Source organism: Helicobacter pylori (genome assembly GCF_001653455.1).
GTDB lineage: Bacteria > Campylobacterota > Campylobacteria > Campylobacterales > Helicobacteraceae > Helicobacter > Helicobacter pylori_A.
The window spans coordinates 655,846-668,716 of record NZ_CP011486.1; the positions used below are offsets into that span (position 1 = coordinate 655,846).

A 12,871-nucleotide genomic window follows, 5' to 3' on the forward strand; every position below is an offset into this window, starting at 1 on the left:
ATACCCCCCCATTTAATGCTATTTGAGTTAAATCACCACCCCCATTTAGCGCAAAGCTTAAGAAAATATTGAAACCCCACGATGACCAAACCCTCTATAAGGAAGTTGCTAGGATGCCCACAATACGCCGAAATTTCATGCATAGCAATAGCAAAGGGTATCGTTAAAAGCACCATATAAAAATCCCTTAGTCTTGCTCCTAACACAGCGTCATAAAACGCGCCAAAAAACCTAGCCTTAAAAATGGCTTTAAAAAACTTGGGGAATCCTTGCCAAGTTTCAATAATGAAATAACCTGCCGACCTGCCTTTTGGGTTGAACAAGAGGTTAGACAACAAAGCCGCTATTAGAGTCGTTAGCCACACATAATAGCTGTATTTAGGGTTAAAGATTGGATCGCTAGCCGAACCATTTATGTCATAAAAAATCCTATTGGTTATGGAGAAACAAATTGTAACGACCAAACCCATTGCTGTCTTGTATTCAGTATAACTCAAACGCTCTTTTGAGCCATTCAAGTTCTCTTTTGTAGTATCCATGTTATTTTCTTTCCCCATCACCTTGGCTCATTTGAGACTACCAAGCATGCCCAAAACTATAGCCGTAATCATAAACATCACGGATAGGTTCTCTTGGGGCTTGTGGTTCTTTAGCTTGTGGTTCTCTGTCTATGAAATCATGGATAAGATCTTCTACCCTATCGCCTATTTCCTGACCAAGCAAATACCCTCCAATAGTTCCTAAAGGCCCTTCACCTCTTCCTAAATATCCTCCAATAGCTCCTCCTACATCTCTGCCATGCTGACCCCTTGCCTCTATTTTAGGACCAGCTATAGCCACATTAGCCATTGCACCGCATAAAACCACTACACAACTCAATGTTTTTAACCCGCTCATAACAAATCCTTTCATCAATTGAGATTCAAGGCATGTTTGGCACACCTTGATAAGAATATTTATACCACAACCCTATTAAAAGCATTGTTACAGATCAGCCAAATATCACAAAAATCTCAATAAGTGTTTTGTTTATTCACAAATTATATGATTAAGGTAAATCGTTATTTAAAAATACGCTCAATAAGGTTTTAAAACAGCAGTTCTTTTCAAGCTCCTTAAGGCTTTTTAAAAAACTTAAAATACCCGTTTTCAATGTTGGTTTGAGGGGCACGCGAAAGGCTTAAAGAACCGCTAGGAATGTCTTTAGTGATGGTGGTGCCGCTGCCAATTAAAACATTAGAGCCGATAGTTATGGGCGCAACTAGCTGGCTATCGCTCCCTATAAAGACATTTTCACCGATGATCGTTTGGTGTTTCTTTTTGCCATCATAATTGCAAGTGATCACGCCAGCCCCTACATTTGTGTTTTTCCCTATCTCACAATCCCCCAAATAGCTCAAATGCCCTGCTTTAGTGCCTTGAAGTTTAGCGTTTTTCGTCTCTACAAAATTCCCCACATGGCTATCACAAATCACGCTTTTAGGGCGCGCATGGGCAAACGGCCCCACACTGCTGTTAATAATTTGGCTCTCTTCTATCACGCTATAAGCTTTAATATGCGCGTTTTCTATCAAACAATTCCCGCTCAAACGCACCCCTTGTTCTAAAACACACTCCCCCTTAAAACTCACGCTTTTTTCTAAGTAAATACTCTTGGGTAATTGCATCACTACCCCCAAATCCATAGCGTTTTTTCGCAGTCTTTCTAGCATGATTTCTTCAGCCTTTGCTCTTTCTGTTTGGCAATTCACCCCTAAAAAAGACTCTTCTTCTAAAAAAATGGCGTCAATTGTTTCATTCCCCTTAATACCCAGAGCGACTAAATCCGTAAGGTAGTATTCTTTTTGGGCGTTTTGGTTATGAAGTTTTTGCAAGTATTTTTCTAAAAACTTTCTTTCAAAAAAATACACGCCAGCGTTCACGCTTTTAATGGCTTTTTCTCCATCATTAGCGTCCTTTTCTTCTACAATCTTTTTAACTTGATGGTTTTCTAAAATAACGCGCCCATAACCTTTAGGGTCAGCCAAATGCAATAATCCTATGGCGTTATTGTGGCTTTTCAATAAGGGGGTTAAAGCGTCTTTAGTGATTAAAGGCATGTCTGCATTCAAGATTAAAATCCGCTCATGTTGGGTAAGAATGGGCGTTTTGTCTTCTTGCATGATAGCCCCACCTGTCCCTGAATATTTTTCCACGATTTGAGTGTGGAAAACCACTCCCTTAAAACGCTTTAAAACCGCTTCTTTAATGCGTTCTTGTTGGTGGTGCAAGATAAGATGCACATCGTTACTGATTGAAAAAACCACTTCTAAAATATAAAACAACATAGGCTCCCCGCAAAGAGTGTGCAAAGTCTTAGGCAGGCTAGAGTGCATGCGAGTGCCTTTTCCAGCGGCTAGTATGATCACAGAAAGCATTAAAATCCTTCAATTTAGGGGTTATTTTAGAGAATTTTAACATGCCTTATCTTATAATTTGACCTTGTTTTCCATCAAAGATTTAAGGCTAGAATTTTGCGTTTTTTCATTTTTTTCATTCTCATTTGCCCTTTAATATGCCCTTTAATGAGCGCTGATAGTGCACTACCTAGCGTCAATCTCTCTTTAAACGCCCCCAATGATCCCAAGCAACTCGTAACCACTCTTAATGTCATCGCTTTACTCACGCTTTTAGTTTTAGCCCCATCGTTGATTTTAGTGATGACGAGTTTCACCCGTTTGATCGTGGTGTTTTCTTTTTTAAGGACCGCTTTAGGCACGCAACAAACCCCACCCACTCAAATTTTAGTCTCACTCTCTTTGATATTGACTTTTTTCATCATGGAGCCTAGCTTGAAAAAGGCTTATGACACAGGGATCAAACCCTATATGGATAAAAAGATTTCTTACACCGAAGCGTTTGAAAAAAGCGCTCTGCCTTTTAAAGAGTTTATGCTTAAAAACACACGAGAAAAGGATCTAGCCCTTTTTTTTAGGATCAGAAACCTGCCTAACCCCAAAACCCCTGATGATGTGAGTTTGAGCGTTTTAATCCCGGCGTTTATGATAAGCGAATTGAAAACAGCGTTTCAAATCGGCTTTTTACTCTACTTGCCTTTTTTGGTGATTGATATGGTTATCAGCTCTATTTTAATGGCGATGGGTATGATGATGCTCCCGCCTGTAATGATTTCTTTACCCTTTAAAATTCTAGTGTTTATTTTAGTGGATGGGTTTAATTTATTGACCGAAAATTTAGTAGCGAGTTTTAAAATGGTGTAGCGTTAAAAAATTCAAGCCAAAAAAATGGCTTGAGAGAGGTTTAAAATTCATAATTCAAATACGCTGTAATAGATCTCCCTGGTGCAGGCTCTCTTCCTGTAGGGCTTGTGCCAATCCCCCTAAAATAATACTTCATGTTAAAAAGGTTATTGATTTGCAAACTCCCTGTGATTTTATGCCTACCGCTTTGCCATAAAACTGAGCTCACTTGCACATTCAACACAAAATACAAGGGCAACAACCCCACTGAATTACAACCATACTCCAACCCCCCTGTATATTCTGGGTTTAGGGGCAAGCACACGGTTTGATCTTTGACTTGATTGAGCATGGAGCTATAAGCGTGGCTATAAAAATAGCTGCTAATACCAAAAGTCGTGTGCTTGTAAGTATACATCATGTCAAATATGAATTGGTTAGGGCTTACATAAGGCAAACGCTTCCCTTTAATGTCAAAGGGTTTATTGACAATGCCTGTAAAATAATAAGCAATGTCATCAGCGTTAGAAGTGATGCGTGCATCAATATAAGTGTAAGCCACATGAAATTGCAAACCCCTAATCGGCGCGTAATACAATTCCAATTCCACCCCTTGACTCCTGGCATTCACAGGCTGTGGGCTATAGCCTCCTGCATAGTAACGATTGGCAAAAATCACAAAATAGTTGGTGTTAAAACTCAATAGATTTTTATAGCTATAGCGTTGCCCCACTTCAATTTCATTAAAAATTTGGTTGTAATTAGTCCTAGTAATGCCCACCATTGTGTGTTGTGGGGGGATAAAACTACGGCGGTAGTTCGCATACCATATCCAGTTTTCCATAGGTTTATAGCCAATATTAAAGGCCGGACTCCATTCGTTTTGACGCTGTTTTTTACTGGTCCATACGGAAAAATCGTTCTTTTCTGGCTCTTTGTTATCGTAGTTTAAAAAGGTGTATCTAAGCCCTGGAGTTAGCACTAATTTAGAATCAAAAAGCTCTATCTTATCGCTCAACCATACCGCTGTATAGTTGTTAAACATTTCTTGATTGTTGCTAGGTTTTTTAGAAAGGACATAAGGAGGCATATGACACACCCCATCAATAATGTCTGATTTTTCGCATGTGCTTTGATCGGATCTGATGAACATGTCCATCGTCATAAAACGCATGCCCACATTAAAAGTTTGCTTAACTTTATTGGTATTGACAACCAAGTTCAAATTAGGCTCAAAAGCGTTCATCACATAACGCCTTAAATGATCAAAAATAAAAAATCCTGGATAATTTTGATCCGTATAAACAGGGCCTAATTTAGGATTGGTATTGACATTTAAATAGTTAGAATCAAATTTAAAATCCCTTGACATGTCATGCCCATAGTAACTGAAAGTGAAATCCCCCCCTATTTTATCCGTGTCCCCAAAAAAGTTTTGATACACAGCCCCCCATCGCTTCGCTCTCCCGCTTTTATCGTTATTAGGGCGGTTATTTTGAAAACGATTTTCATTATATGCAGCTATACCTAAAGACCCAGGGTCTGTCAAAAAATAGCTGTAGTATTGGAAAAAAGCAGTGATTTTATTGCTCTCATTGATTTGATACAACGAATCTAGCAAGTAGTTTTGAATATCTGTAGGGCTGTTGTATCTAAACCCTTGCCCTTTGATCCAATTCACTTGAGCCTGAACCCCAAAATGCTTATTCATCATACCCCCCGTTCTTAAATAGGTGTTAAAAAGCATGTTATTGGCTAAGCTTTTATCAATGTTTTTAGAATTTTGATTGAAAAACCCCCCATTTTCAGATTTACCCCAAAAAGTGGCCCTCTCGCTCACTTGACTCTCCCAATTGGTAGGAATGCCTTTGGTGATAATGTTGATCACACCGCCAAAAACATTAGGGCCATAACGCACGCTCTCCCCACCCTTAGTTACGCTGATTCTATCCACAGATTGAAAGGTTACAGGAAAAATAACCGTGCCAATTTCAACATAGGGAGCGACATAAATGGGGATCCCATTGACTAAAATCATTCCCGTATTGGAGTGTCCTGGACCTCCCGCACCAAACCCCCTAATAGAAATGCTAGGCACAGCTCCAATACCTGTAGAGTTTCTAATATGCACGCCTGGCACATTTTGCAAGGCTTCTTCAATGCTTTGATTCGCGCTTTTAGTGAGTTGTTTGTTAGAAATCACCGTGCGAGAACCAATATAGTTTTTAACTTCCTTACTCCTCCAACTCAAGGGTGCTTCTTTATCATTAGCTATTCCTGAAGCTTCCACCCTTTCCAAATTATGAGTTTTCATCGCATGCACGCCATGACTCAAAACAACTAGAGAGACTAAGATTCTTTTCATTTACCACCTTTTATAAGAAATGTTCCTTTTTACAACAAGGCGTAATTTATAATAATTATTCTTATTTTTAGCTTAAATTTTTAAACAATTATTATTTAAATAAAAATTAATGGTTTTTTTTAATAAAGAATGCCGGTTGATGCGAACATTTACAGAAAGGATTGGAATATAAAGAAAAATAAAAATTTTTTAATATTTTTTTAAGAATGAGATGGATTTTTAAACATTTAAAGGGTTTAAACCCTTTAGTTTAATCATTAAGCTTTAAAAAAAGATTTTAGTCGCATAAAAAGCTATCAGTGAAAAGAAATACGCCACAACGGTTGTAAAAATGAATAAATACGCTACAAATTTTATCCCCCCAGCTTCCCTACCAAAAGTGATGGTCGCTGCAAAACAAGGAATATAAAACATCACAAACACGATAAAAGCGATCCCGCTAGGCACGCTGACTTCTTTTCTAATCACCTCTCTAAAAGCGTCAGATTTTTCATTTTGATCCCCTAAAGAAAACAACACCCCCAAAGTGGAAACGACCACTTCTTTAGCCATAAACCCGGTTACAAGCGAGACGCTCAAACGCCAATCAAAATCCATAGGGCTAAAGACTTTCTCTAAATACGCCCCCCCTCTCCCCACAATGCTATTTTTTAAATTCTTTTTATCCAATTCCGTTTTCAATTCTTTTAATTTTTCTTCTTTAGCTTCGCTTGAAAGAGTGGTATCTTTATTCACTAATAAGCTTTCTTGTTTGTAAGTTTTCATGGCCGCATCGCTTTTAGGGTATTGAGACATAAACCAGATTAAAATCGCTCCCACTAAAATATAAGTCCCGGCTTTTTTGAGGTAAGAAAGCGATTTGGTATAAATGCTAAAATAAATCATTCTAGAACTAGGCAAGCGGTATTTGGGCATTTCCATAATAAAGGATTCGGTTTGTCCTTTAAACACGCTTAATTTGAGTAATTTAGCCATCACTAGTGCCACAACCGCCCCCAAAATATAAATGCAAAACAGCACAAACCCCGCGCTTGAAGAGGGGAAAAACGATCCCACAAACAGCACATAAATAGGCAGTCTTGCTGAGCAGCTCATAAACCCGATTACAAAAAGCGTGATCAATCGTTCGTTATAATTTTGCAAGGTTCTTGTCGCCATGTAAGCTGGCACAGAGCAGCCAAAACCGGTGATTAAAGGGATAAAGCTCTTCCCATGCAAGCCAAATTTATGCAAGATCCCATCCAATAAAAACGCTACCCTACTCATATAACCCGTCGTTTCTAGTAAAGAAATCCCAAAATACAACACCACGATTAACGGCAAGAATGAAACCGTCGCCCCCACTCCCCCAATAATGCCATCGCCCACCAAAGACGCTAAATCTTCATTAGCCACATTTTCCTTAATGCTATCGCTTAAAAATTTAAACCCCTCTTCTAGCAATTTTTGCAACCCTCCCCCTATTAAAAAACTCAAAGAGAAAATGATAAACATGAACCCTAGAAAAATCAAAATCCCATAACGCTTGTGCATCAAAATTTTATCAATCTTGTAAGTGTGTTCAAAGCTCGCATTTTGTTGGTTTTCACGGATCACTGATTTAGCGATTCTTTGAGCACTCTGGCTGTATTTTAAAGACTCTTTAAAGCTTTGAGACGGAACTTTTATGCTTTCATTATTGGTAGTCTTTTGAGAATAAAGTTTGACAATTTCATCCAATAAAAGCTCTGTATTCAAGCGATCTTCTTTGGATCTTGCGCTTGTAGGCACGCACACAACCCCCAATTCTTTAGAAAGCCTTTCTGTATCAATTTTAATGCCTTCTTTTTGTGCTTCATCCCACATGTTGAGTGCGAGCAGCATTTTTTGATTCGTGTCTAGTAATTGCACGCTTAAGGCTAGATTGCGCTCTAAATTGGTGGAATCCACCACATTAAGAATGAGATCGTATTGCCCCTTTTCTAAAAAATCTTTAGTAACCTTTTCTTCAGTGGTGAAATCATTGAGCGCGTAAGTGCCCGGTAAATCAATGATAGTGATTTGATGCTCTTTATGGATCAAACTCACTTCCATTTTATCCACGGTAACCCCGGCAAAATTCCCCACTTTCAAATGGGCGTTACTTAAAGCGTTAATAAGAGATGATTTCCCTACATTAGGCTGGCCCACAAGAGCGACAATGATTTCTTCCACTTCTAATTCTCCGCATTAAAGTTTTTTAATTTTTGTCATATAGTTTTCGTATTAAAAATTAGCATTATAGCGCTATAAGACTAATTATTATATAATAAGGAAATACAGAGTATTAAAATTTAAGGGGCATGTGGTGTTGTGTGTGTTTGATATAGAGACTATTCCTAACATAGAATTGTGCAAAAAGCATTTTGAATTAAAAGAAGATGATGCGCTAAAAATCTGTGAATGGAGTTTTAAAAGGCAAAAAGAAAAGAGCGGGAGCGAGTTTCTGCCCCTTTATTTGCATGAGATTATTTCTATTGCAGCAGTCATTGGCGATGATTACGGAAAGTTTGTCAAAGTGGGGAATTTTGGTCAAAAACACGAGAATAAAGAGGATTTTATAAGCGAAAAAGAGCTTTTAGAAGACTTTTTTAAATATTTTAACGAAAAGCAGCCGCGCCTGATTAGTTTTAATGGTAGAGGCTTTGATATGCCCCTACTCACGCTCAAAGCCCTTAAACACAATTTAACTTTAGACGCTTTTTATCATCAAGAAAACAAATGGGAAAATTACCGCTCCCGTTATAGCGAGCAGTTTCATTTGGATTTAATGGATAGCTTGAGCCATCATGGGGTGGTTAGGGGGTTGAATTTGAATGGCATTTGCTCCATGACGAATATTCCTGGTAAATTTGATGTGAGCGGGGATTTAGTGCATAAGATTTATTATAACCCTGATTTAAGCCAAAAAGAGAAAAAAGACACTATTGATAGTTATTGCCAAAGCGATGTGCTTAACACCTATTGGCTTTTTTTAAAATACGAAGTGTTGAAAGGGGCTTTAAATAAGGAACAATACCTTGGGTTACTGGGCGATTTTTTAGAAAAATTCCCTAAGGAAAAATCTTATTCAAGCGTGTTTATCAACGCTTTAGAAAAAGAAATTAGGGAGTTTGCTTGAAAATTTATGATTGATTATAGAAACAATATATCTAACATTTTTAATAAAGAGTATTTTATGCCTACAATATCAAAAAATAAACCATATGGTTTTATTAAAAATTTTGAGTTTTACACAATTAAACACATTAAGGATATGGGTTCTCACCCTAGCGAAGACCATTTAAACAAATTACTAGAATTGTTTAAACAAGATTTAAATGTTGATCTAAAAAGAGAGATAGCAAGCTCTATTGGTAGGCAACTTGATGATGATACAATCTATATTTTCTTAAAGCAAGAAGCTTTTAAAGAACATTACATGGAAGTCATTTATCAATTTTTACGCACTGCTTTGTATAAGTCTAAGGATATACGATTTGCAAAATTATGCGATGACTTGTTGCAATACTATCAAAATGAAAACATGCAAAAAATGAAACAATACTATGACTACCGCCATACTAAAAAATCATCTTTAAAAATTACAGAAAATATTATTGAAAAACCTTCTTTATTAGTTGGAGATAATGCACAAACGCTCAATAAAATTGCTCCTAATTCCATTAATCTTATTTTTACTTCCCCACCTTACTATAATGCTAGAATTTATAATAATTATAAAAATTACAAAGATTATCTAAGTGCTATGTCGCAAAGTTTAAAGGCTTGTTTTAGAGTGCTAGAAGAAGGGCGTTTTATTATCATTAATGTTTCGCCTGTGATTACTAAGAGAGCTGGGCGTGAGTTTGAAAGTGTGCGTTACCCTATTCATTTTGATTTCCATCAAATTTTAATTGACAATGGATTTTACTTTGTAGATGAAATTTTATGGATTAAACCTGATTTTAGCGTGCCTAATCGTATTGGAGGGTATTTACAAAATAAAAAACCTTTGGGATACAAACCTAATTGTGTGAGTGAAAGTTTGTTGGTTTATCGCAAAAAAGCCCCTTTCCTACTAGATAAAAATATTAAAATGGCTGAAAAACGATTAAAATCAAATAAACAAAATAATACTTTATTTGGAAAAAAAGAATTGCCTATAGAAACCACTAATTGTTGGTATATTGCTCCAAAGTCTAGTAAAGACCATCCGGCAGTATTCCCCGAAAGTCTTTGTGAAAGAGTTCTAAATTATTATTCTTTTGAAAATGAAGTTGTATGCGACCCTTTTGCCGGTAGTGGTACTTTTGGAATAGTTGCAAAATCTATGGGACGCATTCCTTTATTATGTGAACAACATCCAAAATATGCTCAAAATCTAATCAAACTTGGTTTTAAGGAAATCTAAAAAAATGAATTTTAATGAATTAGCTTTAAATCATACGATTGATTTACTCTTAAAAGGAAAAGATTATAGAGAAGTAGTTTTAAACACTATTAACACAGAATTTTTAGATTTTGCTATATCTTTTTTTAAAGATATTATTTACGCAAAAATGCATGATAAATCTATAAATTTTAGTTGGTATCAGCAATATGTTATGGATAACAAAGATCCAAAAGATATAGCCATTTTGTGTGGAACCAATATCAAAACTATTTTTAATACTTATGGGACTTCTACTAAAGAAGTTGTTTTAGATATTGCACAAAATAATTTAAAATATCTATATGAAATATTGCAAAATTTAGAAAACGACAACATGAAAGATTTAGGTATCAATATTAAAATTACCTATAAAGATATTAGTGTTAATTTAGACTTAAAAGAAAGCTTGCTTATCATTAATGCCCTAGCAACCAAGAAAATTGCTTTAAGAGGAAGTGCATATTCTATGATAGGAAAAAGAATTGAAAAGCCTTTAATGTTGGAATTGTGTAAGCGTTGTGGTATTTTAGAAAGTCATATTGACGCAACTAATTTTAAAAAAGACAAAAAATTAGAATATGATAGAGAAGTAGATTTTAAACTTTATAACAAGGATAGGAGTAAAGTTTATAGGGTAGAAGTTAAATTAATGAGTAAAGGCAATCCCGAAAGTGCTGATGCAGTCATTGCAAGAGATACGGATATTTTTATAGCTTACACCTTAAGTGAACAAAATAAACAACAGCTTGAAAGTTTAAATATTGTTTATTTAGCCCTAAAAAATAATTCCAATATTATATTAGATTTTAAAAAGCTCTGTAAGCGTTTAGATATACCATTAATAAATTACCTATAACAAATCTATACTCTATTATTTAAAATATTGTGAATTTTAGAAAAATTATTTATTATTTTTTAAAGCCCTAAAAATATTTTTTTTTATGATTATGGGAAAATTACCGCTCCCGTTATAGCGAGCAGTTTCATTTGGATTTAATGGATAGCTTAAGCCATCATGGGGTGGTTAGGGGGTTGAATTTGAATGGTATTTGCTCCATGACGAATATTCCTGGTAAATTTGATGTGAGTGGGGATTTAGTGCATAAGATTTATTATAACCCTGATTTAAGCCAAAAGGAGAAAAAAGACACTATTGATAGCTATTGCCAAAGCGATGCACTTAACACCTATTGGCTTTTTTTAAAATACGAAGTGTTGAAAGGGGCTTTAAATAAGGAACAATACCTTGGGTTACTGAGCGATTTTTTAGAAAAATTCCCTAAGGAAAAATCTTATTCAAGCGTGTTTATCAACGCTTTAGAAAAAGAAATTAGGGAGTTTGTTTAACCCTCTATTAAACCCCTATTAAAACCTTATAGGCATTTATGCCAACTTGCACGCTAATAAAACTTTTAATCTATAATAAATAATTTAGTCTAAAAGCTAATAATTTATATTTTTAAACCAATCTGTATTGAATGTAAAAAATTGTGCAACAATCATTGAACGATAAGAATAATATTTTTGTGAAAAAAATAAACGGATCGCCCTTAATCCAAAATAAAACCTAAAACAAAATCAAACCTGTTAGGGTGTCAATCACCTAAAAGTGATACCATGAACTGAGTAAATCAACTTAAAGGCAAAGACATGAATGAAGTGGTTATAGTGGCGGCAAAGCGTAGTGCTGTAGGGAGTTTTTTAGGCTCTCTAAAAAATGTGAGCGCTAGAGAAATGGGCGTTAGCGTGCTTAAAGACGCTTTGAAGGCGAGCGGACTTGAGCCAAATGATGTAGATTCTGTCATTTTAGGCAATGTTTTAGGCGCTGGTTTGGGTCAAAATATCGCCAGACAGATCCAACTAGACGCTGGCATCCCTAATGATCGGCATGCTTTTAGCGTTAATATGGTTTGCGGATCGTCCTTGAAAGCCATTCAGTTAGCGCATGATAGCATTGTGCTTGGGCGCGATGAAGTGGTGGTGTGCGGTGGCGTGGAGAACATGAGTGCAGCGCCTTATTTGTCGTTTGACATGCGAGAGGGAAAGAGAATGGGGAATGCAAACATGATAGACTCCATGATACATGACGGGCTATGGGATGCGTTCAATGATTACCACATGGGGATCACCGCAGACAATATCGCTAAAGCATACCACATAAGCCGAGAAGAACAAGACGCGTTCGCGCTCCAATCGCAACTCAAAGCAAGAGCCGCTATCAATGCAGGGAAATTCCAAGAAGAAATCACTCCCATTGAAATAGCGAGTAAAAAAGGCACGATTGTTTTCAAAGAAGACGAATACCCTAGAGAAACGACGCTAGAATCCCTTGCAAAGCTCAAACCTGCTTTCCAAAAAGACGGATCGGTAACAGCAGGAAATTCATCAGGGATCAATGATGGCGCTAGCGTAGTGGTTTTATGCAGCGCCAAAAAAGCGCAAGAGTTAGGGCTAAAAGTCATGGCCACTATCAAGGGGTTTGGTTTGGGCGGTTGCAGTCCAGATATAATGGGTATATGCCCAAGCATTGCGATTAAAAACAACCTTAAAAATGTCAAAATGAACATCAACGACATCAATCTTTTTGAACTCAATGAAGCTTTCGCCGCGCAAAGTATAGCCGTGTTAAAAGAGCTTGAACTCAACCCCAATATCGTGAATGTGAATGGCGGCGCGATAGCGATTGGCCATCCTATTGGAGCGAGCGGCGCTAGGATATTGGTTACCCTTTTGCATGAAATGAAGCGAAATGGGCATGGCGTGGGTTGCGCGTCGTTGTGCGTGGGTGGCGGGCAAGGAATATCAGTGGTAGTTGAACAAAAATAAGGAGAATGA

At 36.8% G+C, this 12,871-nt stretch carries 10 protein-coding genes and 1 pseudogene; 6 read left to right on the forward strand and 5 right to left on the reverse strand.

The genetic code is table 11. The features are described from left to right. Positions 1-32: 32 nt before the first annotated feature. From AA977_RS03090 to glmU, 3 genes are all read right to left on the reverse strand, one after another. A complete protein-coding gene (locus AA977_RS03090) occupies positions 33-539 on the reverse strand; it encodes a hypothetical protein (RefSeq protein WP_064435185.1) in 507 nt (168 codons plus the stop codon). Between the two features lie 37 nt (positions 540-576). Then, positions 577-897, reverse strand: a complete 321-nt coding sequence (locus tag AA977_RS03095) for a hypothetical protein (RefSeq protein ID WP_064434548.1) — start codon at positions 895-897, stop codon at positions 577-579. Between the two features lie 218 nt (positions 898-1,115). Continuing rightward, positions 1,116-2,417, reverse strand: coding sequence for a bifunctional UDP-N-acetylglucosamine diphosphorylase/glucosamine-1-phosphate N-acetyltransferase GlmU (gene glmU, locus AA977_RS03100; RefSeq protein ID WP_064434549.1), 1,302 nt, complete (start codon positions 2,415-2,417; stop codon positions 1,116-1,118). Positions 2,418-2,513: 96 nt separating this feature from the next. On the opposite strand from glmU, the gene fliP reads away from it, so the two are divergent. Next, positions 2,514-3,260, forward strand: a complete 747-nt coding sequence (gene fliP, locus AA977_RS03105) for a flagellar type III secretion system pore protein FliP (RefSeq protein WP_001210272.1) — start codon at positions 2,514-2,516, stop codon at positions 3,258-3,260. Between the two features lie 40 nt (positions 3,261-3,300). Here the strand turns inward: fliP and AA977_RS03110 are convergent, their stop codons facing one another. Continuing rightward, entirely contained in the window at positions 3,301-5,604 is a 2,304-nt protein-coding gene (locus AA977_RS03110; protein WP_064434550.1) for a TonB-dependent receptor family protein, read from the reverse strand. A 264-nt stretch (positions 5,605-5,868) separates the two neighbouring features. After that, positions 5,869-7,797 (reverse strand): ferrous iron transport protein B, encoded by a 1,929-nt coding sequence (gene feoB, locus AA977_RS03115; RefSeq protein ID WP_064434551.1) that lies wholly within the window; start codon positions 7,795-7,797, stop codon positions 5,869-5,871. A gap of 133 nt (positions 7,798-7,930) precedes the next feature. Here feoB and AA977_RS03120 point away from each other — a divergent pair, with 133 nt between their 5' ends. From AA977_RS03120 to AA977_RS03140, 5 genes and pseudogenes are all read left to right on the forward strand, one after another. Next, positions 7,931-8,743: a 3'-5' exonuclease gene (locus AA977_RS03120; RefSeq protein ID WP_064434552.1), complete on the forward strand. Its 813-nt coding sequence runs from the start codon at positions 7,931-7,933 to the stop codon at positions 8,741-8,743. Between the two features lie 57 nt (positions 8,744-8,800). Further along, the gene (locus AA977_RS03125; protein ID WP_064435186.1) at positions 8,801-10,015 is read left to right on the forward strand and encodes a DNA-methyltransferase; all 1,215 of its coding nucleotides are present in this window, start codon (positions 8,801-8,803) and stop codon (positions 10,013-10,015) included. A 4-nt stretch (positions 10,016-10,019) separates the two neighbouring features. Next, positions 10,020-10,892, forward strand: coding sequence for a CfrBI family restriction endonuclease (locus AA977_RS03130; protein WP_064434553.1), 873 nt, complete (start codon positions 10,020-10,022; stop codon positions 10,890-10,892). 92 nt (positions 10,893-10,984) lie between these two features. Next, positions 10,985-11,383: pseudogene (locus AA977_RS03135) on the forward strand (3'-5' exonuclease family protein); the annotation flags it as partial. A 303-nt stretch (positions 11,384-11,686) separates the two neighbouring features. Then, positions 11,687-12,862 carry an acetyl-CoA C-acetyltransferase gene (locus AA977_RS03140; protein WP_064434554.1) on the forward strand — a complete coding sequence of 392 codons (1,176 nt, stop codon included), beginning with the start codon at positions 11,687-11,689 and terminating at the stop codon, positions 12,860-12,862. The last annotated feature ends 9 nt before the right edge of the window (positions 12,863-12,871 follow it).

Bases quoted from the DNA above. Each gene is read 5' to 3' on its own strand.
- glmU (WP_064434549.1), bottom strand. From the start codon at position 2,417: ATGCTTTCTGTGATCATACTAGCCGCTGGAAAAGGCACTCGCATGCAC.
- AA977_RS03140 (WP_064434554.1), top strand. From the start codon at position 11,687: ATGAATGAAGTGGTTATAGTGGCGGCAAAGCGTAGTGCTGTAGGGAGT.
- AA977_RS03110 (WP_064434550.1), bottom strand. From the start codon at position 5,604: ATGAAAAGAATCTTAGTCTCTCTAGTTGTTTTGAGTCATGGCGTGCAT.
- AA977_RS03090 (WP_064435185.1), bottom strand. From the start codon at position 539: ATGGATACTACAAAAGAGAACTTGAATGGCTCAAAAGAGCGTTTGAGT.
- AA977_RS03095 (WP_064434548.1), bottom strand. From the start codon at position 897: ATGAGCGGGTTAAAAACATTGAGTTGTGTAGTGGTTTTATGCGGTGCA.
- AA977_RS03125 (WP_064435186.1), top strand. From the start codon at position 8,801: ATGCCTACAATATCAAAAAATAAACCATATGGTTTTATTAAAAATTTT.
- AA977_RS03130 (WP_064434553.1), top strand. From the start codon at position 10,020: ATGAATTTTAATGAATTAGCTTTAAATCATACGATTGATTTACTCTTA.